The sequence below is a fragment of the Streptomyces sp. NPDC101132 genome, assembly GCF_044759225.1.
In the GTDB taxonomy this organism is placed as follows: Bacteria; Actinomycetota; Actinomycetes; order Streptomycetales; family Streptomycetaceae; genus Streptomyces.
Genome location: NZ_JBIVYX010000005.1, coordinates 221473 through 243141, shown reverse-complemented (window position 1 = coordinate 243141; position 21669 = coordinate 221473). Strand labels below are relative to the sequence as shown.

General features: G+C 74.0%; 16 protein-coding genes. 11 read left to right on the top strand and 5 right to left on the bottom strand.

What is annotated here, in order from left to right:
- Positions 1-8 precede the first annotated feature (8 nt).
- The 3 genes from ACIQUR_RS13970 (at position 9) to ACIQUR_RS13960 (ending at position 2814) form a co-directional block, all read left to right on the top strand.
- A complete protein-coding gene (locus ACIQUR_RS13970; protein WP_403663322.1) occupies positions 9-1301 on the top strand; it encodes a PspC domain-containing protein in 1293 nt (430 codons plus the stop codon).
- A 14-nt stretch (positions 1302-1315) separates the two neighbouring features.
- Positions 1316-2011 (top strand): LuxR C-terminal-related transcriptional regulator, encoded by a 696-nt coding sequence (locus ACIQUR_RS13965; protein WP_403663927.1) that lies wholly within the window; start codon positions 1316-1318, stop codon positions 2009-2011.
- A gap of 206 nt (positions 2012-2217) precedes the next feature.
- Complete coding sequence (locus tag ACIQUR_RS13960; RefSeq protein WP_403663319.1) at positions 2218-2814, top strand: NADPH-dependent FMN reductase; 597 nt, start codon at positions 2218-2220, stop codon at positions 2812-2814.
- Positions 2815-2849: 35 nt separating this feature from the next.
- On the opposite strand, the gene ACIQUR_RS13955 is transcribed toward ACIQUR_RS13960, so the two are convergent.
- On the bottom strand, positions 2850-3899 hold the full coding sequence (locus tag ACIQUR_RS13955; RefSeq protein WP_403663316.1) for an NlpC/P60 family protein: 1050 nt from the start codon (positions 3897-3899) through the stop codon (positions 2850-2852).
- Between the two features lie 192 nt (positions 3900-4091).
- Here ACIQUR_RS13955 and ACIQUR_RS13950 point away from each other — a divergent pair, with 192 nt between their 5' ends.
- Positions 4092-4445, top strand: coding sequence for a hypothetical protein (locus tag ACIQUR_RS13950; protein WP_403663313.1), 354 nt, complete (start codon positions 4092-4094; stop codon positions 4443-4445).
- 170 nt (positions 4446-4615) lie between these two features.
- Positions 4616-7126: a DNA helicase PcrA gene (pcrA, locus tag ACIQUR_RS13945; protein WP_403663310.1), complete on the top strand. Its 2511-nt coding sequence runs from the start codon at positions 4616-4618 to the stop codon at positions 7124-7126.
- A gap of 84 nt (positions 7127-7210) precedes the next feature.
- On the opposite strand, the gene ACIQUR_RS13940 is transcribed toward pcrA, so the two are convergent.
- Both ACIQUR_RS13940 and ACIQUR_RS13935 read right to left on the bottom strand, forming a co-directional pair.
- Positions 7211-8833 carry a M23 family metallopeptidase gene (locus ACIQUR_RS13940; RefSeq protein ID WP_403663307.1) on the bottom strand — a complete coding sequence of 541 codons (1623 nt, stop codon included), beginning with the start codon at positions 8831-8833 and terminating at the stop codon, positions 7211-7213.
- 264 nt (positions 8834-9097) lie between these two features.
- Complete coding sequence (locus ACIQUR_RS13935) at positions 9098-9913, bottom strand: esterase/lipase family protein (RefSeq protein ID WP_403663304.1); 816 nt, start codon at positions 9911-9913, stop codon at positions 9098-9100.
- A gap of 222 nt (positions 9914-10135) precedes the next feature.
- Here ACIQUR_RS13935 and ACIQUR_RS13930 point away from each other — a divergent pair, with 222 nt between their 5' ends.
- Positions 10136-10549 (top strand): cobalamin B12-binding domain-containing protein, encoded by a 414-nt coding sequence (locus ACIQUR_RS13930; protein ID WP_403663301.1) that lies wholly within the window; start codon positions 10136-10138, stop codon positions 10547-10549.
- Between the two features lie 170 nt (positions 10550-10719).
- Here ACIQUR_RS13930 and ACIQUR_RS13925 read toward each other — a convergent pair whose 3' ends face one another.
- Positions 10720-12288 (bottom strand): DUF5691 domain-containing protein, encoded by a 1569-nt coding sequence (locus tag ACIQUR_RS13925; protein WP_403663298.1) that lies wholly within the window; start codon positions 12286-12288, stop codon positions 10720-10722.
- Positions 12289-12378: 90 nt separating this feature from the next.
- On the bottom strand, positions 12379-13734 hold the full coding sequence (locus tag ACIQUR_RS13920) for an SWIM zinc finger domain-containing protein (RefSeq protein WP_403663295.1): 1356 nt from the start codon (positions 13732-13734) through the stop codon (positions 12379-12381).
- Positions 13735-13858: 124 nt separating this feature from the next.
- On the opposite strand from ACIQUR_RS13920, the gene ACIQUR_RS13915 reads away from it, so the two are divergent.
- The 5 genes from ACIQUR_RS13915 to sucD all read left to right on the top strand — a co-directional run bounded on the left by ACIQUR_RS13915 (position 13859) and on the right by sucD (position 21500).
- On the top strand, positions 13859-14965 hold the full coding sequence (locus ACIQUR_RS13915; protein ID WP_403663292.1) for an AAA family ATPase: 1107 nt from the start codon (positions 13859-13861) through the stop codon (positions 14963-14965).
- A complete protein-coding gene (locus ACIQUR_RS13910; RefSeq protein WP_403663289.1) occupies positions 14962-17247 on the top strand; it encodes a DUF5682 family protein in 2286 nt (761 codons plus the stop codon). Before ACIQUR_RS13915 ends, ACIQUR_RS13910 begins: the two co-directional genes overlap by 4 nt.
- A gap of 644 nt (positions 17248-17891) precedes the next feature.
- A complete protein-coding gene (locus tag ACIQUR_RS13905; protein WP_403663924.1) occupies positions 17892-19061 on the top strand; it encodes a VWA domain-containing protein in 1170 nt (389 codons plus the stop codon).
- A gap of 351 nt (positions 19062-19412) precedes the next feature.
- Positions 19413-20591, top strand: coding sequence for an ADP-forming succinate--CoA ligase subunit beta (gene sucC / locus ACIQUR_RS13900; protein WP_403663286.1), 1179 nt, complete (start codon positions 19413-19415; stop codon positions 20589-20591).
- A gap of 21 nt (positions 20592-20612) precedes the next feature.
- Positions 20613-21500 carry a succinate--CoA ligase subunit alpha gene (sucD, locus tag ACIQUR_RS13895; protein WP_403663283.1) on the top strand — a complete coding sequence of 296 codons (888 nt, stop codon included), beginning with the start codon at positions 20613-20615 and terminating at the stop codon, positions 21498-21500.
- Positions 21501-21669 lie beyond the last annotated feature (169 nt).

Below are 21669 nucleotides of genomic sequence, written 5' to 3'. Positions count from 1 at the left end.
TCGGTGCCATGCCAGCAGCAGCGCCGCGCGTCGCGCACCCCGTGCCCGAGCCCGAAGAGCAGCCACTGCGCAAGCTGTACCGCAGCGCCGACGGGCGGATGCTGGGCGGCGTCGCGCGGGGGCTCGCCGGGCACCTCGGGCTGCCCGTCCTGTGGGTGCGCCTGGCGTTCCTGGCCCTGTTCCTGTTCGGGGACGGGCTCGGGGTCCTGCTGTACGCCGCGTTCTGGGTGTTCGTACCGCTGGGGGTGGGCGGCTCCGCCGGGAAGGACCGGTCCCCGTTCGAGCGGCTGCCCGACGGCCGCCGCAGGCTCCGCCGGCCCGAGCGCGGTCAGGTCGCCGCACTGATAGCCCTGGCCGCCGGCGCCGCGATCTTCATCTCCAAGGTGCAGTTCGGCGGTCAGTCGGGCCGGTACGTCTGGCCCGCCCTGCTCGTCGCCGCGGGCGTCGTGCTGGTCTGGCGGCAGGCGGACAACGCGCGGCGGGCCCACTGGAGCGACGTGTCGCGCCGCCACAGCAGGCTGCTGCCGCTGGCCCGGGCGCTGGCCGGGGTGGCCCTCGTCGGGGTCGGCGTCACCGTGTTCATCGTGGTCCGCGGCTCCGCCGCCCAGCTGGGGAACGTCCTGACCGCTGCCCTCGCGGTCCTCGTCGGCATCGCGCTGCTGGCCGGCCCCTGGCTGATCAGGATGACCCAGGACCTCTCCGAGGAGCGGCTGATGCGCATCCGGGCCCAGGAGCGCGCCGAGGTGGCCGCCCACGTCCACGACTCGGTGCTGCACACGCTCACGCTCATCCAGCGGAACGCCGAGGACGCGGGCGAGGTGCGGCGGCTCGCCCGCGCCCAGGAGCGCGAGCTGCGCAACTGGCTCTACAAGCCGGAGGGCACCGGCAAGGACGAGACCGAGGCGCCGGAGACCCTGGCGGAGGCGGTCAAGAAGACGGCGGCCGAGGTCGAGGACCACCACGGCGTCCCGATCGAGGTCGTGGTGGTCGGCGACTGCCCGCTCGACGAGCGCCTGGGCGCCCAGGTCCAGGCCGCGCGCGAGGCGATGGTGAACGCCGCGAAGTACGGTGGCCAGGGCGGCCCGGTACAGGTGTACGCGGAGGTCGAGGGGGACACGGTCTTCGTGTCGGTCCGCGACCGGGGACCCGGGTTCGACCTCGACGCGGTACCGGACGACCGGATGGGCGTACGAGAATCGATCATCGGCCGGATGCAGCGGAACGGCGGGACCGCGCGGCTGCGGTCCGTGCCCGACGGCGGCACGGAAGTCGAGCTGGAGATGGAGAGGGCGCCGCAATGAGCGGGGTAGAGGGCATGAGCGAGGACGGCACGGCCGAGGGCGGGACCGACCGGAGGGTCCGGGTGGTGCTCGTCGACGACCACCGGATGTTCCGTGCGGGAGTCCAGGCGGAGATCGGCGAGACCGGGCGGACCGGGGTCGAGGTCGTCGGCGAGGCGGCCGACGTGGACCAGGCGGTCACGGTCATCACGGCCACCCGCCCCGAGGTGGTCCTGCTCGACGTCCACCTGCCGGGCGGCGGCGGCGTCGAGGTGCTGCGGCGGTGCGCCCCGCTGATGGCGGCGGCCGAGCGGCCCGTGCGCTTCCTGGCGCTCTCGGTCTCGGACGCGGCCGAGGACGTCATCGGCGTGATCCGGGGCGGCGCCCGCGGGTACGTCACCAAGACGATCACGGGCACCGACCTGGTCGACTCGATCTTCCGCGTGCAGGACGGGGACGCGGTGTTCTCGCCCCGCTTGGCGGGCTTCGTGCTGGACGCCTTCGCGTCTACGGACGCGCCGCCGGTGGACGAGGACCTGGACCGGCTGACGCAGCGGGAGCGCGAGGTGCTCAGGCTGATCGCGCGCGGGTACGCCTACAAGGAGATCGCCAAGCAGCTGTTCATCTCGGTGAAGACGGTCGAGTCGCACGTCTCCGCGGTGCTGCGCAAGCTCCAGCTCTCCAACCGGCACGAGCTGACCCGCTGGGCCACCGCCCGCCGGCTGGTCTGACCGGGAGGCCCGGACCGGCCGGGCCCCCGGGGCTTCCCTTCCCCGGCGCTCCGGCCGTCCCCCGCGACCTCCTCGCGGCGGCCGGCCCGCGCTGCTCCATCCGGGTGAGGTGGTGGGGCAGCCGGTTCCGGGACCACCGCCTCGGGGTTGCATGGGTGCCACCCATGGGTGACACGTCAACGATCTTCCGTACCCGGAGGGCTTCCATGCCGCGCCTGCTCGTCCTGTCCGCCAGCACCCGCACCGCCTCCAACGGCCGCCCGTTCGCCCGCTGGATCGCCGGCACCGCCCGCGCCCACGCCGGCTTCCAGGTGGAGTTCGCGGATCTCGGCGAGCTGGCCCTGCCGCTCCTCGACGAGCCCGAGTACGCCTCCACGGGCATCTACCACCACCAGCACACCCGCGACTGGAGCGCGGTCGTCGGCGCGGCCGACGCGTTCGTCTTCGTCCTGCCGATGTACAACGGCGGCTTCACCGCGCCCCTGAAGAACGCCCTCGACCACCTCTACGCGGAGTGGCGGGGCAAGCCGGTCGGCCTCGTCAGCTACACCGCCGGCCCCACGGGCGGCACCCCGGCCGTCGACATGATCCTCCCGGTCCTCGGCAACCTCGGCCTCAAGGCGGCCGACCGCCGGATCGCCGTGCCCGCCATCCACGAGCACGTCACCGGGGGCTCCTTCACCGCTCCCGAGGGCCTCGCCGACGAACTCGGCGCCCTGCTCGACGAGCTGGCCAAGCGGACCGTCAGCGAGACCGTCGAGAGCGTCGAGGCATCCGAGGCCGCGGCGACCGGGGCCGAGTAGCACCCGCGCGGGCGGGGCGGCCGGGCCGGGGCCCGTCAGACGGGCCGGGCCGCCCCCGCCCAGGGCATGTCGTCGATCGACGCCACCCGCACCGTGCTGCCCGGGCGCGGGGCGTGGATCATCTTGCCGCCGCCGATGTACAGCCCCACGTGGCTCACCCCGGAGTAGAAGAACACCAGGTCGCCGGGCGCGAGTTGGCTGCGCGAGACCCGGCTCCCCGCATTGATCTGCGTGTACGTCGTCCTCGGCAGCGCCACCCCGGCCGACCGCCAGGCGGCCTGGGTCAGCCCGGAGCAGTCGTACGCGTTCGGGCCGGTCGCCCCCCACACGTACGGCTTGCCGATCGCCCCGTACGCGAAGGACACCGCCCGGGCGGCGCGCGAGCTGGGCGCCGTGACCGCCCTGGCCGGCGGCGGTGCCACCTGGCGGCCGGCCGGGCCGCCGTGGCCGTCCTCGGCCTCGATCCGGGCCCGCTGCTCGGCGGTGAGCCGGTTCAGCAGTCGCTTGGCCTCGGCCAGTTTGCCCTCGATGGTGGCCTTGTGGCGGGCGAGCCGGCTCTGCTGGGTGCGGAGGTCGGCCAGCGTGGCGGCGGCCTTGTCCTGGAGGGCGCGCACCTCGTCCACCTGGCGGCGTACGGCGGCGATCTCGGCGGCGTTCCGGTCGCCCGCGCGCTCCATCAGCGCGGCCCGGGCCAGGTACTCCTCGGGGTCGTCCGCGAGGGCCAGCTGCATGGCGGGGCCGAGACTCCCGCTGCGGTACTGCGAGGCGGCGAGCGAACCGAGCGCGTTGCGCGCGGTGTTGAGCTTCGCGGTCTTCCGGGCGGCCTCGTCGCGCAGCGCGTCGAGCGAGCGCTGGGCCCTGCCGGTCTTCTCCCTCGCCCCGTTGTACTGCTCGGTGGCCGCTTCGGCCTCCTCGTACAGGCGGTCCACCTTGGCCTTGACCTGGGCCGGGGTGAGGCCGGGCTCCGCCTGGGAGGAGCCGTCGAACAGGGTGGCGGTCGCAGCGCCCGCGAGGGCGAGGGTGGCGGCGGTCCGTACGGTGCCGCCGGTCAGCGGGCGCTGCCTGGGCTTTCGATGACTGGCCACGAGGGCTTTCACGTCCTTCCGTAGGCGCGGCGCCCCGAGGGGCACGGCTTCTTGGGGGAGGACGCTAAACCTCCAGGTAACGGCCGGATGACGAGATGACCGGAAGTGATCCAGTCCTAGGGCTCGATGACCGGAACTGACGGAACCGACCCCTGCGCGGGCCCGGAAACGCCCGGACCGTAGGCTCGCCGCATGGACGTACTCACCAATGTCTTCGTCGGGCTCCACATCGTCGGCATCGCCTCGCTCCTGGGCGGGTTCCTCACCCAGATGAAGGCGATGGGCGCCGGCACGGCCAGGTTCGTCCCCGCGATGCTGCACGGCGCGCTGACGATGCTGGTGACGGGCGTGGCCCTGGTCGGCTTCAACGAGATGCAGGACCACGGCCTCAACAACATCAAGATCGGTGTGAAGCTGGCGATCCTGTTCGTCATCCTCGCGCTGGTCTACGTCAAGCGGGACGAGGAGAGCGTGCCGAAGGGCGTGTTCGGTGCCGTCGGCGGCCTGACCCTGGCCAACGTGTTCATCGCCGTCCTCTGGACCTGAGCCGCCCGGGACCCTCAGGCGGGGCGGCCGGACGTGGCGGGTGCGCGGCTTGCGGCGGGCCCACTGAGGGTCACGGACTCGCCCCGCACCGTCACCGGCCGTGTGGGACGCGTCTCCCCTCCCGGAAGACGGGTCACGCTGTCGGTGCGGGCCCCTAGACTCGGAAGGCGATGAGCAGCCTCTTTGACGACAGCTTCCTGGCGGACCTGAGCCCCTCCGGCGAGGAGCCCCCGCCGCCCCCCGAGGAATACGGCCCGGAGGAGCCCGCGGACGACCTGTTCGGCGGGAAGTTCGACGTGCCCATGACCGGTGACGCGTACTACCGCGATGGCGCCCCCAAGCCCGTCATCGACCCGGCCGCGCTGCTCGACGGGCTGAACGAACAGCAGCGCGCCGCCGTCGTGCACGCGGGATCGCCGCTGCTCATCGTGGCCGGCGCCGGCTCCGGCAAGACGCGCGTGCTCACCCACCGGATCGGCCACCTGCTGGCCGCGCGCAACGTCCACCCCGGCCAGATCCTCGCGATCACCTTCACCAACAAGGCCGCCGGTGAGATGAAGGAGCGCGTCGAGGGCCTGGTCGGCCCCCGGGCGAACGCGATGTGGGTGTCCACCTTCCACAGCGCCTGCGTCCGCATCCTGCGCCGCGAGTCCAAGCGGCTCGGCTTCACCTCGTCCTTCTCGATCTACGACGCCGCCGACTCCAAGCGCCTGATGGCCCTGGTCTGCCGCGACCTGGACCTGGACCCGAAGAAGTTCCCGCCCAAGTCCTTCAACGCGAAGATCTCCAACCTCAAGAACGAGCTGATCGACGAGGAAGCCTTCGCCGACCAGGCGGCCGACGGATTCGAGAAGACGCTGGCCCAGGCGTACGCGATGTACCAGGCCCGGCTGCGCGAGGCCAACGCCCTCGACTTCGACGACATCATCATGACCACGGTCCACCTCCTCCAGGCCTTCCCGGACGTGGCCGAGCACTACCGCCGCCGCTTCCGGCACGTCCTGGTCGACGAGTACCAGGACACCAACCACGCCCAGTACACGCTCGTACGCGAACTGGTCGGCGCGGGCTACGACGACCTGCCCCCGGCCGAGCTGTGCGTGGTGGGTGACGCGGACCAGTCCATCTACGCCTTCCGCGGCGCGACCATCCGCAACATCCTCCAGTTCGAGGAGGACTACCCCGAGGCCACGACGATCCTGCTGGAGCAGAACTACCGCTCCACCCAGACGATCCTCTCGGCGGCCAACGCCGTCATCGAGCGGAACGAGAACCGCCGCCCGAAGAACCTGTGGACCGACGCCGGCACCGGCGCGAACATCACCGGCTACGTCGCGGACACCGAGCACGACGAGGCGCAGTTCGTCGCGGACGAGATCGACCGCCTCACGGACGCGGGCCACGCGAAGGCCGGCGACGTGGCGGTCTTCTACCGCACCAACGCCCAGTCCCGTGTGTTCGAGGAGATCTTCATCCGGGTCGGCCTGCCGTACAAGGTCGTCGGCGGCGTGCGGTTCTACGAGCGCAAGGAGGTCCGGGACATCCTGGCCTACCTGCGGGTCCTCGCGAACCCCGAGGACAACGTCCCGCTCCGCCGGATCCTGAACGTCCCCAAGCGCGGCATCGGCGAGCGCGCCGAGGCGATGATCGACGCCCTCGCCCACCGCGAGCGGATCACCTTCCCGCAGGCCCTGCGGCGCGTGGACGAGGCGTACGGCATGGCCGCGCGCTCGGCCAACGCCGTCAAGCGCTTCAACGTGCTGATGGAGGAGCTGCGCACCATCGTCGAGTCCGGCGCGGGCCCCGCCACGGTGCTGGAGGCGGTCCTGGAGCGTACGGGCTACCTCGCCGAGCTGCAGGCCTCCACCGACCCGCAGGACGAGACCCGGATCGAGAACCTCCAGGAACTCGCGGCGGTGGCGCTGGAGTTTGAGCAGGAGCGCGGGGCCGCCGCGGAGGCGGCGGAAGCCGACGGCGCCGCGGCCGGAGCGGCGACGACCGGGACCCTGGCCGAGTTCCTGGAGCAGGTGGCCCTGGTCGCCGACTCCGACCAGATCCCCGACGAGGACGAGGACGGCAGCGGGGTCATCACGCTGATGACCCTGCACACCGCCAAGGGCCTCGAGTTCCCGGTGGTCTTCCTGACCGGCATGGAGGACGGCGTCTTCCCGCACATGCGCGCCCTCGGGCAGGTCAAGGAGCTGGAGGAGGAGCGGCGGCTGGCGTACGTCGGCATCACGCGCGCCCGCGAGCGGCTGTACCTCACGCGCTCGTCGATGCGCAGCGCGTGGGGCACGCCCTCGTACAACCCGCCCTCGCGCTTCCTGGAGGAGATTCCGGAGAAGTACCTGGAGTGGAAGCGCACCGGCGCGCAGAAGCCGGCCGGTCCCGTGTCGGGGCTGGGCTCCCGCGGCGGCCGGTCTTCCTTCGGGACCTCGCCGGAGGCCTTCCTGTCCGGCTCGCGGACCAAGGCCGGGCCCTCCGGCTTCGCCACGCGCCGGGCGGCCGACAAGCCGGTGATCTCGCTGTCGGTGGGGGACCGGGTCACCCACGACCAGTTCGGGCTGGGGACCGTCATGGAGGTCAAGGGGGCGGGCGCGGACGCGCAGGCCACCATCGACTTCGGGGACGCCAAGCCCAAGCGGCTGCTGCTGCGGTATGCGCCGGTGCAGAAGCTCTGACGCCCAGGCCGCGAAAAGAGCAAAGAGGGAGGGTCCGGGCGGGAAGCCCGGGCCCTCCCTCTTCTTCGAGGTCGGTGGTCCGTCCTACGTCGGGTCGAGACCGTGGCTGCGCAGCCACGTCAGCGGGTTGATCGACGCGCCGCCGCCCGGACGCACCTCGAAGTGGAGGTGCGGGCCGGTGGAGTTGCCGGAGTTGCCCGAGTACGCGATGACGTCGCCGGCCTTGACGGTGCCGGACCGGAAGCGCGTGCTGCTCAGGTGGCAGTACCAGGTCTCGGTGCCGTCGGGGGCGGTGACTATGGCCATGTTGCCGTAGGCGCTGTTCCACTGGGTGCGCACGGTGCCGTCGGTGGCGGCCATGACCGGGGTGCCGTAGGAGACCGGGAAGTCGATGCCGGTGTGCAGCGACATCCAGTTGACGCCGGACTGGCCGTACATGGCGCTCAGGCCGTGGCGGGCCACCGGCAGCGCGAACTTGGGACGCAGCGCCTCCTTGCGGGCCGCCTCCTCGGCGCGCTTCTTGCGCTCCTGCTCGGCGCGTTCCCGCAGGTCGATACGTTCCTGTGTGCGGCTCGCGCGGTCCGCGAAGTCACCCGCGTCGGCGCTCAGCGCGGCGAGCTGGGTGTCGAGCTTGCTGTTGGCGGCGACCGGCTTGACCGAGGCCGGGTCGGGCGCGGAGAGGGTCTTGGTCTCCTCGGCGGGGGCCTGGCCGGTCAGTCCGCCGACCGAGGCGGCGGCCACGCCGGCCACGCCCATCACGCAGGCCGAGGGCACGGCGACGGTCAGCAGCGCGGAGCGCTTGGCGGGGGTGCGGCGCCGGCCGCGGCTGCCGTTCTGGGCGGCGGCCGTGCGGCGGGCGGCGCGGGGCGCCGGGGTGACGATCTCGGGGGCGGTGTCCGCGGCCTCGGGGGCCGGGTCCTCCGCGTCGACGTCGAAGTCCAGCTCGATCTCGCCGACCATCGTGGCGGCGGCCGCGAAGGCGACCTCGTCGGCGGACGGGCCCTCGACCGCGGGGCCCTCGGACTCGGGGGCAGGCGGTGCGGGGGGCGTCGGCTCGGAGTAGTCGGCGTACTCGGAGTACGTGGACGTGGAGAGGTCGACGTAGGTCTGCGTGGCGTCGTACTGCTGGGCGGGCTGGTGCTCCGGGTAGGGCTGCTGCGCGTACGGGTCGGCCGCGGTGTCGTAGGCCGTCGCGGTCGTGTCGTAGGCGGCGGTCGTCGTGTCGTACGCCGGCTCGTAGCCGCCGTTCCAGGCGGTGGCGTCGTACGCGCCGGTCTCGCTGCCCGGCGTCGCCCAGTGGCCGGAGTGCTGGCCCGAGGGGTCGTACGCGAAGGGCTCGGGCTGCTGCTGGTGCGCGGTCTGCCAGGCGTTCGCGTCCCACTGGCCGGTGGTGTCGTCCGGGATCAGCTGGGCCGGGATGGCGCCGAGGTGGTGCTCCTGCGAGGACCAGGCGGTGGCGTCGTAGTGGCCCGACTGCCCGGCGTCGTAGCCGGTCGCGTAGGCCGTGTCCTGGGTGCCGTAGGCCTCGTGCGGCTGCTGCGCGCCGTACGTCCCGTAGGGGTCGTACTCGTACGAGGGGTAGGCCGCCTGCTGCGTTCCGTAGCCGCTGTCGAGGGACCCGAAGAGCGGGTCACCGGCGAAGGTGCTGGTGGAAAGGCCGTCGTACCCGGCATGCGGGTAGTGGCCCGACGATGGGCGGTCGTTCACCAACTTCTCTTTCGCCTCGGCGGTGGGGGCCTGGGTGGCCGGGGAGGAGGGGGGTTCCCCGGAGGAGAGCAGTGGCGTGACTGTACCCGGCGGTTACAGGCATCGACAATCTTCGGCAGGTTTTGGGCATTCAGGAACCGGGCATTCAGCCGCCTTTCGGCCGACCCCAAGCCGAGGCTTGGCCTGAGGTTCGAATTGCGTTCGAACGATTTTCGCGCGGTGCTGGCCGAAAAGAGCCGGATGGTCCCGGGTCGGCAAGGGGAATCAGGCGACCGAGAACGAGCCGGACGCCGAACCCGACTCCAGGAGCGTCCCGGGCGCGTCGCCGGACAGGATCCGCCGGATGCGCGCCGCGACGGCGGGGTGGGCCGGCAGGGCGAGGTGTCCGATGCCGGTGACCCGGATGTTCTCGGTGACCAGGTCGGGGTGGTCGAGACGGGCGGTCGTCACCGGCACCATCAACTGGTCCAGATCGGTCCAGAAGCAGGCGAACCGGGTGTGGCAGCCGGGAGCCGGGGCCGCCAGTTCCGTGAGGATCGGTGAGTCCGGGCGCATCTGACGCACCAGCGGGTGGGCGTCCATCAGGGGCGCTATCCGGGTGCCGTGGTGGGGCGTGCCCAAGGTGACCACCGTGCGGACCCGGGCGTCCCCGCCGAGCCGCTGGACGTAGTACCGGGCGACCAGGCCGCCGAGGCTGTGGCCGACCAGGTCCACACGGCCCTGCCCGGTGTGGGCGAGCACCTCCTCGACCTGGCGGGCCAGCCGGCGGGCGGCGGCGCGCAGGTCGGTGGTGAGCGGCGAGTAGTTCAGCGTCTCGACGTGGTGCCGGCCGCCCTCGGCGAGGGTGCGGCGCAGCAGGAGGAAGACGGAGCGGTTGTCCGTGAAGCCGTGCAGCAGGATCACCGGCGGGCGGGGGGCGCCGCGCAGCGGCACCTCGTCCGGCCGCGGGGGCCGGGGTGCGGCGGGTCGGCGCTCCGCGAGCACGCCCGTGGGGTACACCAGCAGGTGGGCGGTGAGGATGGCCAGTTCCAGCACGGTGGCGCGGAGTGCGGTCGTCGGCAGCTTGTGTGCCAGGCCCATGGTCGACCTCCCGAAATGATCTCCGGAGTTCGGCATCGGCATGCCACGCCACCGCGCCGCGCGGCTGACGGCACGGTGGCGTGGCGACCTCGTCGCGGCTCCCCTTGCGATCGTGTCCCACCGTGTGATTTCCCCCTCGGGGAGTGCCGCGAAACGGTGGTGTGCGGGATGCTGTCCTTAACGTTCGTTTACTTCGACAGCGCAGTCGGCATGGAGGCAGTGATGGGTGTGACCGGTCCGATCCGTGTGGTGGTGGCCAAGCCGGGTCTCGACGGCCACGACCGCGGCGCGAAGGTGATCGCCCGTGCGCTCCGTGACGCGGGCATGGAGGTCATCTACACGGGCCTCCACCAGACCCCCGAGCAGATCGTCGACACCGCGATCCAGGAGGACGCGGACGCGATCGGCCTGTCGATCCTGTCCGGGGCGCACAACACGCTCTTCGTGAAGGTGATCGACCTGCTGAAGGAGCGCGACGCGGAGGACATCCTGGTCTTCGGCGGCGGCATCATCCCGGACGACGACATCCCGCCGCTGAAGGCCAAGGGCGTGGCCGAGATCTTCACCCCGGGCGCCACCACGACGTCGATCGTCGACTGGGTCCGCGCGAACGTCCGCCACCCGGCCGAGGCGTAACCCCTCCGGGGCGGTCCGAGTTCCACGGCAGGCCGGAGCCGTGCCGCCGCCCCGGCCCGGGAACGCCGGGCCATGCCGGTGCACCCGCCGCCGCCGGGGGCGCCGTGCCGTCCCGGCCGGGAGCGGGTGCGTTGCCGTGTGGGGCGGGTGCGGGGCGGCTTCGGGTGGGGTCAGGAGAGCTCGGCCAGCATCGTGGCGCGGAGGCGCAGGGTCGAGACGAGGCGCTGGAAGGCTTCGGTCCAGTAGCCGCCGGCGCCGGGGGCCGTGTCGGCGGGCTCCTCCGCGGCCGCCGTCAGCGCCTCCAGGCGCACCGCTTCCGCGGGGTCCAGGCAGCGCTCCGCCAGGCCCATCACCCCGCTGAAGCTCCACGGGTAACTCCCCGCGTCCCGCGCGATGTCCAGCGCGTCCACCACCGCCCGGCCCAGCGGCGGAGCCCACGGCACCGCACACACCCCCAGCAGCTGGAACGCCTCCGACAGCCCGTGGGCCGCCACGAACTCGGCCACCCACCCGGCGCGTTCCTCCCCCGGCAGCGCCTCCAGCAGCTTCGCCCGCTCCGCCAGCGACGCGGTGCCGGGGCCGGCCGCCGGCGGCGCCGCCGGGGATCCCAGCAGCGCCCGGGACCAGTCGGCGTCCCGCTGCCGCACCGCGGCCCGGCACCAGGCCGCGTGCACGTCCTCCGCCCAGCCGTCGGCTATCGGAAGCGCCACGATCTCCGCGGGGCCCAGCCCCCCGAACCGCTCGCTCCAGCAGTCCAGCGGCGCCGCCTCGACCAGCTGTCCCAGCCACCAGGACCGCTCCCCGCGCCCCGCCGGCGGACGCTCCACGACACCGTCCTTCCGCATCCCCGCATCGCACTCCGCCGGCGCCGACACCCCCTCGGGCCCCACGCAGGCCAGTGCCCGCTCCGCCATCCGCGCGGCCAGCGCCGACCGCGGCAGCGCGGACAGCAGCTCCGCGGCCGTGGCCCGGACGTTCCGGCTGCGGTCGCCCAACGCCCGCTCCAGGAAGGGCTCGTCCGCATCCGAGAGGCCCGCCCGCAGCGAGTCCAGGAACATCAGCCGGTCCTCGGCGCGCTCGGCGCCCCACGTCGTCTCCAGCAGCCTCCGCGCCGCCGCCGCGTCGTACGCCCGGACCGACGCCAGCAGCGCCACCCGCTCCGCGAACAGCCCCTCCTCCCACAGCTGCGCCACCGCCGCCGTGTCCGACGGCTCCGGCAGCCCCGTGCCGCCCGCCCCGCTGCGCAGCGCGAACCGCCAGTCGGAGTTCAGCCGGGCCAGCCAACGCCCCCGCGCACCCGCCAGCTCCAGCGCCGCCGGCCGCAGGTCCGTACGGGCCCGGGCCGCGTCCAGCAGCGCCGGCAGCAGCGCCGCGGGCGCCCGGTAGCCCCGCGCGTTCGCCGTGGCGAGCCACTGCGGCAGCAGCTCCGTCAGGTCCGGCAGCACCCCCCGCCCGGACCCGCCCGTCCGGCCCGCGAGCAGCTGCCCCAGCCGCCGTCGCGCGGCCTCGGGCAGTTCCGGTCGCGGATCCTCCGCCGCGGGCTCGGGCCGCGGCCGGGCCGGCGCGGGCCGCAGCCCGGCCCTCCGCCGCACCGTCTGCAGGGCCGCCGCGTCCAGCAGCGCCTCGGGCGAGCCCCCGCCCGCCCCCTCGCGCCTCCGCTCGGTGCCCAGCAGCGCCGCCGTGACCAGGCCCTCCCAGTCCGTCGCCCGCCATCCGTCCACGACCGCGTCCGCCGCCATCGCGTCCTCCCCTCGTCGTCCCTGCGTATCCGTCCGCCCCCGGCCCCGCCCCGGTCCGGCCCCCTCCTCCGGGCCGGGGCGGGAGCCCCCTCACACCAGCGCCACGGCCTCGGCCGAACCCGGCGGCCACGCCGTCAGCGGGGTGAACCCCTGGTGCCCGCACTCGCCGAACACCGTCAGCGGCCCGCCCCCCGACAGCGCCGCCAGCTGCCACTGCCCGGTCCGCGAGCGCACGTCCCGGCTCAGCGGCAGCGCCGACTCCCCGTCCGCGTCGGCCAGTTGCCAGGCCGGCTCACCCGGCACGGGGATGACCCCCGCCAGCACCACCGGCCAGGCGTCCAGCCAGGGGTCCTCGCGCAGCGCCGCGCCGTACAGGTCGAGCGCCGCCCCCGTGCCCACCCCCGGCGGCGCCCCCGCCCCGGGTTCCGGCGCGCCCGACCGCTCGCCCAGGTCCACCCGCAGCTGCCCGGCCCCCGCGTGGTACGTCGCCTCCGCGTCCAGCACCAGCCCCACCGGCAGCGACAGCTGCGGCGGCCGGCCCGCCGGCCCGAAGTCCAGCACCATCGCGGCCCGCCCCGACGTCACCCCCCGCAGCCACACGCGCCGCGTCGTCAGCCGCCCGTCCGGCGAGACCGAGTCGTACTGGGACAGCACCTGCCACCGGTCCCGGACCGCCGGGCCCGTCGCCGCCCCCGGCAGCCCCACCCGCGTCCGCACCGTGGCCGCCAGCGGCTCCGGCAGCGCGGACACCCCCATCCAGGCCCGGTCCAGCAGGTGCAGCAGCGCGCACTCCTCCAGCATCCGCACCGGCCAGCCCGGCCCGGACGCCGGCAGCGTGCCCAACTCCCGCACCCGCGAGGCCAGTCCGGGGGCCTGGGCGTCCACCATGCGGGCCGCCGTCTCCTCCCACAGCGCGTACCCCGCCCGCTCCTGGCCGGCCAGGCCGCCCCGCAGCAGGTCGGCGAGCCGCTGCTCCAGCTCCGCGACGCCCGCCCCGATGCGCTCCGCGCGCCGCTCGGCCCGGCGCCTGGCCGCCTCCGGGTCGGCCGGCCCGTCCCCCGTGCCGCCCTCCTTCCGCTTCACCGCCCGCCCGGCCCGGTCCGCCCGCGCGGCGAGCCACTCGCCCGCCCAGTCCGGCGCCTCCTCCGATTCCGGCACGGCGCCCCCGTCCGCCGCCCAGAGCAGCAGCAGCCCTATCGCGTGCTTGCACGGGAACTTCCGGCTCGGGCACGAGCACGAGTACGCGGGCCCGGTGAGGTCCACCACCGTGCGGTACGGCTTGCTGCCGCTGCCCTTGCACTGCCCCCATACGGCACCGGAAGCGGAACCTCCGGTCTCGGACCACGGCCCCGCTCCGCCGAGCTTGCTCCCCGCCTTGCGCGACGCCTCGTCAGGAGCCAGAGACAGCACCTGTTCCGACGTCCAGCGCACCCCCTGCTGAGTCATGCCAACGACCGTAGGCCCGGCCACTGACAATCGCCCTGACCTGCAACGACGCCTGGAAGAACGGGTGTTGTCAGTGGGGTGGTGCACCGTGGAAACCACAGCGGCACGACTTGGAGGGGGACCCATGACCACGCCCGAGAACAGCACCGGGGCACAGGCGCTGCGACCGCACGCCGAGGACGCCTTCGCGGCGGAACTGAAGGCCCTCGCGGCCGCCGACGACCGGCCCCGGCCGGCCCGCTGGAAGCTGTCCCCGTGGGCCGTCGCGACGTACCTGCTCGGCGGCACGCTGCCCGACGGCACGGTCATCACGCCCAAGTACGTCGGACCGCGCCGCACCGTCGAGGTCGCCGTCACCACCCTGGCCACCGACCGGGCCCTGCTGCTCCTCGGCGTGCCCGGCACCGCCAAGACCTGGGTGTCGGAGCACCTCGCGGCCGCCGTCAGCGGCGACTCCACCCTGCTCGTCCAGGGCACCGCGGGCACCCCCGAGGAGGCCATCAGGTACGGCTGGAACTACGCCCGGCTCCTCGCGCACGGCCCCAGCCGCGAGGCACTCGTGCCCAGCCCCGTCATGCGGGCCATGGCCGAGGGCATGACCGCGCGCGTCGAAGAGCTGACCCGCATCCCCGCCGACGTCCAGGACACCCTGATCACGGTCCTGTCCGAGAAGACCCTGCCCATCCCCGAACTCGGCGAAGAGGTACAGGCCGTACGCGGGTTCAACCTCATCGCCACCGCCAACGACCGCGACCGCGGGGTCAACGAACTGTCCAGCGCGCTGCGCCGCCGCTTCAACACGGTCGTGCTGCCGCTGCCCGCCACCCCCGAGGCCGAGGTCGACATCGTCGCCCGCCGCGTCGACCAGATGGGGCGGGCGCTCGACCTCCCCGCCGGACCCGACGGCATCGACGAGATCCGGCGCGTCGTCACCGTCTTCCGCGAGCTGCGGGACGGCGTCACCGCCGACGGCCGCACCAAGGTCAAGACCCCCAGCGGCACCCTGTCCACCGCCGAGGCCATCTCCGTCGTCACCAACGGACTCGCCCTGGCGGCCCACTTCGGGGACGGCGTGCTGCGCCCCTCGGACGTGGCCGCCGGCATCCTCGGCGCCGTCGTCCGCGACCCGGCGGCCGACACGGTCGTCTGGCAGGAGTACCTGGAGGCGGTCGTCCGCGAGCGCGAGGGCTGGAAGGACTTCTACCGCGCCTGCCGGGAGGTGACGGCATGACCGGCCCCGCCCTGCTGGGGGTGCGGCACCACGGCCCCGGATCGGCCCGGGCGGTGCGGGCCGCGCTGGACGCCGTACGGCCCGCGGCCGTGCTCATCGAGGGCCCGCCCGAGGCCGACGTCCTGCTGCCGCTGGCCGCCGACCCCGGGATGCGGCCGCCCGTCGCGCTGCTCGCCCACGTCGTGGACGACCCCGCCCGGGCCGCCTTCTGGCCGCTGGCCGAGTTCTCGCCCGAGTGGGTCGCCATCCGCTGGGCGCTCGACGCCGGCGTGCCCGTCCGCTTCGTCGACCTGCCCGCCGCCCACACGCTGGCCGCCGCGCCGGGCGGGGGCGCGGGTGCCGGCCCGGACGCGGAGGAGGCGGAGGCGGCGGCCGGGCGGGGGGAGGCCGAGGGGGCGGCGCTGCGGCTCGACCCGCTGGCCGTGCTCGCCGACGCCGCCGGTTACGACGACCCCGAGCGCTGGTGGGAGGACGCCGTCGAGCACCGCACGGGAGCCGGGCTCGCCGCCTTCGAGGCCGTGGGCGACGCCATGGCCGCCCTGCGCGAGGAGTACGGCCACGGCGGCGACCCGCGCGACCTGGTCCGCGAGGCGTACATGCGCCAGCGGATGCGGGCCGCCCGCCGCGAGTTCGGCGACGACTACGCCGTCGTCTGCGGCGCGTGGCACGTGCCCGCCCTGCGCGCGAAGACCACGGCCACGGCCGACCGGGCGCTGCTCACCGGCCTGCCCAAGGCCAAGGTCGAGCTGGCCTGGGTGCCGTGGACGCACCGCCGGCTCGCCCGGTCCTCCGGGTACGGCGCGGGGATCGCCTCCCCGGGCTGGTACGGACACCTCTTCGCGGCCCCCGACCGGCCGGTCGAGCGCTGGCTGACGAAGGTCGCGGGGCTGCTGCGGGAGGAGGACAGGCAGGTCTCCTCGGCGCACGTCATCGAGGCGGTGCGGCTGGCCGGGACCCTGGCCGCCGTGCGGGACCGGCCGCTGCCGGGGCTCTCCGAGACCATGGACGCGGTGCGCGCGGTGATGTGCGAGGGCTCCGACGTCCCGCTCGCGCTGGTCGAGGACCGGCTGGTCGTCGGCGACGCGCTGGGCGAGGTCCCGGACAGCGCACCCGTGGTGCCCCTCCAGCGGGACCTGACCAGGCGCCAGCGGACGCTGCGCCTCAAGCCCGAGGCGCGCGACCGCGAGCTGGAGCTGGACCTCCGCGGGGAGACCGACGCGGCCCGCAGCCTGCTGCTGCACCGGCTCCGGCTGCTGGGCGTCCACTGGGGCGAGCCGGCCGCCTCGCGGGGCAGCACCGGCACGTTCCGGGAGACCTGGCGGCTGCGGTGGGAGCCGGAGCTGTCGGTGCGGGTGGCGGAGGCCGGCATCTGGGGCACCACCGTGCAGGCCGCCGCCGTGGCCAGGGCCGAGGCGGACGCGGCGGCGGCGAAGGAGCTGGGCGAGGTCACCGCCCTCGCCGAGCGGTGCCTGCTGGCCGGGCTCGGCGAGGCGCTGCCGGCCGTGCTGAGGGTGCTCGCGGACCTCGCCGCCCTCGACACCGACGTCGCGGGGCTCGCCAAGGCGCTGCCCGCACTGGCCCGTTCGCTCAGGTACGGCGACGTACGGGGCACCGACACGGCGGCGCTGGGCACGGTGGCGGCGGGCCTCGCCGAGCGGATCTGCGTGGCCCTGCCCCCGGCCTGCGCGGCCGGACCGGACGCCGACGCGGCGGAGGCGCTGCGGGGACACGTGGACGCCGTGCACGGCGCGGTGGCCCTGCTGGAGGACGACGGGCTGCGGGAGCGGTGGGCCGCCGTGCTGAAGGGGCTCGCCGCGCGGGACGCGATACCCGGGGTGATCCGCGGCCGGGCGGCACGGCTGCTGCTCGACGAGGGGCGGCTGGAGCCGGAGGAGACGGCCCGGCTGATGGGACTGGCGCTCTCCCCGGCCACCGCGCCGGCCGACGCCGCGGGCTGGATCGAGGGCTTCGCCGGTGGCGCGGCGGGCGGCGGCACGCTGCTGGTCCACGACGAGCGGCTGCTCGGCCTGATCGACGGGTGGCTGACCTCCGTGCCGGCGGGCGCGTTCACCGACGTACTGCCGCTGCTGCGGCGGACGTTCGGCGCGTACGAGCCGGGGGTGCGGCGCACGCTGGGCGAACTGGTGCGCCGGGGACCGGGCGCGGCCCCGGCCGCCACCGGAGCGGGCGCCGAGGGCTTCGCCGCCGACCTCGACCAGACCCGCGCCGACGCGGTGGTCCCGCTGATCACGCTGCTGCTGGGCGCGGGGGCGGCGGCCTGACACGGGGCCCTGCGGCGCTGCGGGGGCCTGCGGGGGTGTGGGGGAGGAGTACGGGGCCGGACGGCCCGCCGGGGCGGCCGGGCAGGCCACCGCCCGGCGCCGGTGCCGGGCAGGGCGCGGCCGTCTCCGGAGCGGACGGCCGGATACGAGCACGCACGCGGAACACGCGACGAACACGAGGCAGGACGGCGCACGGTGGACGTGCGGACGATCTGGAGGGGGACGAGCGGATGAAGCACGCCGAGAACCACGCGGGCCTGTGGAGCGAGCTGCCGACGGTGAGCCCCGCGGGCGCGGGGGCGGCCACCGCCGGGGCGGGCACCCCGGCGTTCGCGGGGCCGCCGGCCGGCCCGGCGGGGGCGGGCGACGCCGGGGACGCCCCGGTGGCCGGACCCGGGACGGCGCTGCCGGAGCCGGCGGGAAGACCGCTCGTCGGCGGCAGTGGCGGCGGTGGCGGCACCGTCCCGGAGCCGGAGGCCGGCTCGGGTGCCGGTGTGGGGGGAGACGTGGGCGTGGCGGTTGGTGCCCGTGCCGGCGGGGGTGCGGCCGTGCCGGGTGGTGCTGGTGTTGATGGAGGTGCTGCCGTGTCGGGCGGTGCCGGTGCCGGCGGATCTGGTGGTGCTGGTGTTGATAGGGGTGTTGCTGTGTCGGGTGGTGTTGGTGGGGATGTGGGCGGTGGTGTCGTCGGGGAGCGGTTGCGGCGGTGGCGGCTCGTGCTCGGCGCGGAGGGCGGGGACGGGACCGGGTGCCGGCTGGACGGGCGGGACGCCGGGATGGACGCGGCGCTGAGCGCCCTCTACGGCGGTGGCGGCGGGCGCAAGCGGGCCGGCGACCGCTCGGCCGGGCTCGGCGGCTCCGCGCCGTCCGTGGCCCGCTGGCTCGGGGACATCCGTACGTACTTCCCCGCATCCGTCGTCCAGGTGATGCAGCGGGACGCCATCGACCGCCTCGGCCTGTCCACCCTGCTCCTGGAGCCGGAGATGCTGGAGGCCGTCGAGGCGGACGTCCACCTCGTCGGCACGCTGCTCTCCCTCAACAAGGCGATGCCGGAGACCACCCGGGAGACCGCCCGGGCGGTGGTCCGCAAGGTGGTCGAGCAGCTGGAGAAGCGCCTGGCCACCCGGACCCGCGCCACCCTCACCGGCGCGCTCGACCGGTCCGCCCGGGTCAGCCGGCCCCGCCACCGGGACATCGACTGGGACCGCACCATCCGGGCGAACCTCAAGAACTACCTGCCCGAGCACGGCACGGTCGTGCCCGAGCGGCTGGTGGGGTACGGCCGGGCGGCGCAGGGGGTGAAGAAGGACGTGATCCTCTGCATCGACCAGTCCGGTTCGATGGCCGCGTCCGTCGTCTACGCGTCCGTCTTCGGCGCGGTGCTCGCCTCCATGCGGTCCATCGCCACCCGGCTCGTCGTCTTCGACACCGCGGTGGTGGACCTGACCGACCAGCTCGACGACCCGGTGGACGTCCTCTTCGGCACCCAGCTCGGCGGCGGCACCGACATCAACCGCGCCCTCGCCTACTGCCAGTCGAAGATCACCCGGCCCGCCGACACCGTCGTCGTCCTCATCAGTGACCTCTACGAGGGCGGGATACGCAACGAGATGCTCAAGCGGGTCGCCGCGATGAAGGCGGCCGGCACGCAGTTCGTCACCCTGCTGGCCCTGTCCGACGAGGGCGCGCCCGCCTACGACCACGAGCACGCGGCGGCGCTGGCCGCCCTCGGCGCACCCGCCTTCGCCTGTACGCCCGACCTGTTCCCGGAGGTGATGGCCGCCGCGATCGAGAAGCGACCGCTCCCGATGCCGTGACCGGCCGTGCGCGCCGGAACGCCCCGCGTGGTGACCGACCGTGGTCGCCGGGCCCTCCGGTCGGCCGGCCGGAGGGGGCGTGAGCGCGCGGCACGGCCTACCGTAAATGGTGAGATCACACGAAGTCGCAGCTCAGATGTGAGGCGATCTGTGAGGGGAATCACCGCTCCGTTGTGACATGCGATTTAGGGACCTGTGTCCCACGGGGATAACCTGCCGGACGGACATGCCGCGTCCACGGTCACCGTGTGCGCTTCCCTTGTGACAGCGCCGTCACGTTGCCCTTCGCGGCACGCCCACGCAGACAACCGCGATCACTGCGAAATCTTTGAAGACAAGGGACGGACGCGCGTGGACCTGTTCGAGTACCAGGCGAGGGACCTCTTCGCCAAGCACGGTGTACCGGTGCTGGCCGGTGAAGTCATCGACACGCCTGAGGCGGCGCGCGAGGCGACCGAGCGACTGGGCGGCAAGTCGGTCGTCAAGGCGCAGGTGAAGGTCGGCGGCCGCGGCAAGGCCGGTGGCGTCAAGCTGGCCGCTACCCCGGACGAGGCCGTCGCCCGCGCGACGGACATCCTGGGCATGGACATCAAGGGCCACACGGTCCACAAGGTGATGATCGCGGAGACCGCTCCGGAGATCCTCGAGGAGTACTACGTCTCCTACCTGCTCGACCGCACCAACCGCACCTTCCTGGCCATGGCCTCGGTCGCGGGTGGCATGGACATCGAGGAGGTCGCCGCGACGACCCCCGAGAAGCTCGCCAAGGTCCCGGTCGACGCCAACGAGGGCGTCTCCATCGAGAAGGCCCGCGAGATCGTCGCCCAGGCGCAGTTCCCGGCCGAGGTCGCCGAGAAGGTCGCCGAGGTCCTGGTGACCCTGTGGAAGACCTTCGTCGCCGAGGACGCGCTCCTCGTCGAGGTCAACCCGCTGGCCAAGGTCGCCTCCGGTGACGTCATCGCCCTCGACGGCAAGGTCTCGCTCGACGAGAACGCCGAGTTCCGCCAGCCGTCCCACGAGGAGCTCGTGGACAAGGCCGCCGCGAACCCGCTGGAGGCCGCGGCCAAGGCCAAGGGCCTCAACTACGTCAAGCTCGACGGCGAGGTCGGCATCATCGGCAACGGCGCGGGTCTCGTCATGAGCACCCTCGACGTCGTCGCGTACGCCGGTGAGAACCACGGTGGCGTCAAGCCCGCCAACTTCCTCGACATCGGTGGCGGCGCGTCCGCCGAGGTGATGGCGAACGGTCTCGAGATCATCCTCGGCGACCCGGACGTCAAGTCGGTCTTCGTCAACGTCTTCGGTGGCATCACCGCGTGCGACGAGGTCGCCAACGGCATCGTCCAGGCCCTCGCCCTGCTGGAGAAGAAGGGCGAGGAGGTCACCAAGCCGCTCGTCGTCCGTCTCGACGGCAACAACGCGGAGCTGGGTCGCAAGATCCTGTCGGACGCCAACCACCCGCTGGTCCAGCGCGTGGACACCATGGACGGCGCGGCCGACAAGGCCGCCGAGCTCGCGGCTGCGAAGTAAGGAAGAGGGGAACACAAAGCCATGGCTATCTTCCTCACCAAGGACAGCAAGGTCATCGTCCAGGGCATGACCGGCGCCACCGGCATGAAGCACACCAAGCTCATGCTCGGTGACGGCACCAACATCGTCGGCGGCGTGAACCCGCGCAAGGCCGGCACCTCCGTCGACTTCGACGGCACCGAGGTCCCGGTCTTCGGCTCCGTCGCCGAGGCCATGGAGAAGACCGGCGCCGACGTCTCCGTCCTCTTCGTGCCGCCGGCGTTCGCCAAGGCCGCCGTGGTCGAGGCCATCGACGCCGAGATCCCGCTGGCCGTCGTCATCACCGAGGGCATCGCGGTGCACGACTCCGCCGCCTTCTGGGCGTACGCGAAGTCCAAGGGCAACAAGACCCGCATCGTCGGCCCGAACTGCCCCGGCCTGATCACCCCCGGCCAGTCCAACGCCGGCATCATCCCGGGCGACATCACCAAGCCCGGCAAGATCGGTCTCGTGTCGAAGTCCGGCACGCTGACCTACCAGATGATGTACGAGCTCCGTGACATCGGCTTCACCTCCGCCGTCGGCATCGGTGGCGACCCGGTCATCGGCACCACGCACATCGACGCCCTGGAGGCCTTCGAGGCCGACCCGGAGACCGAGCTGATCGTCATGATCGGTGAGATCGGCGGCGACGCCGAGGAGCGTGCGGCCGACTTCATCAAGGCCAACGTCACCAAGCCGGTCGTCGGTTACGTCGCGGGCTTCACCGCCCCCGAGGGCAAGACCATGGGCCACGCCGGCGCCATCGTCTCCGGCTCCTCCGGCACCGCCCAGGCGAAGAAGGAGGCCCTCGAGGCCGCCGGTGTCAAGGTCGGCAAGACCCCGACCGAGACCGCGAAGCTGGCGCGCGAGATCCTCGCGGGTGCCTGATCCGCTCGGGTGCCCGATGCTTTGACGCCCTGAGGCCCTCGGCCTCGGAGCACAGCGCGGCCGCGGGCCCCCACCCCGGGCGGGGGGGGGGGCGCCGGCCCCGTTCCGATGGGGGCGGGGGGGGGGGGGGGGCCGGGGGGGGGGCGGGGGGGGCCCCCGCGCCCCCCGC

Excerpts from the sequence above, each read along its gene's own strand:
- ACIQUR_RS13915 (WP_403663292.1), top strand. The coding sequence starts at position 13,859 with ATGACCACGCCCGAGAACAGCACCGGGGCACAGGCGCTGCGACCGCAC.
- ACIQUR_RS13935 (WP_403663304.1), bottom strand. The coding sequence starts at position 9,913 with ATGGGCCTGGCACACAAGCTGCCGACGACCGCACTCCGCGCCACCGTG.
- ACIQUR_RS13920 (WP_403663295.1), bottom strand. The coding sequence starts at position 13,734 with ATGACTCAGCAGGGGGTGCGCTGGACGTCGGAACAGGTGCTGTCTCTG.
- ACIQUR_RS13925 (WP_403663298.1), bottom strand. The coding sequence starts at position 12,288 with ATGGCGGCGGACGCGGTCGTGGACGGATGGCGGGCGACGGACTGGGAG.
- ACIQUR_RS13960 (WP_403663319.1), top strand. The coding sequence starts at position 2,218 with ATGCCGCGCCTGCTCGTCCTGTCCGCCAGCACCCGCACCGCCTCCAAC.
- pcrA (WP_403663310.1), top strand. The coding sequence starts at position 4,616 with ATGAGCAGCCTCTTTGACGACAGCTTCCTGGCGGACCTGAGCCCCTCC.
- ACIQUR_RS13950 (WP_403663313.1), top strand. The coding sequence starts at position 4,092 with ATGGACGTACTCACCAATGTCTTCGTCGGGCTCCACATCGTCGGCATC.
- sucD (WP_403663283.1), top strand. The coding sequence starts at position 20,613 with ATGGCTATCTTCCTCACCAAGGACAGCAAGGTCATCGTCCAGGGCATG.
- ACIQUR_RS13930 (WP_403663301.1), top strand. The coding sequence starts at position 10,136 with ATGGGTGTGACCGGTCCGATCCGTGTGGTGGTGGCCAAGCCGGGTCTC.
- ACIQUR_RS13965 (WP_403663927.1), top strand. The coding sequence starts at position 1,316 with ATGAGCGAGGACGGCACGGCCGAGGGCGGGACCGACCGGAGGGTCCGG.
- ACIQUR_RS13970 (WP_403663322.1), top strand. The coding sequence starts at position 9 with ATGCCAGCAGCAGCGCCGCGCGTCGCGCACCCCGTGCCCGAGCCCGAA.
- ACIQUR_RS13910 (WP_403663289.1), top strand. The coding sequence starts at position 14,962 with ATGACCGGCCCCGCCCTGCTGGGGGTGCGGCACCACGGCCCCGGATCG.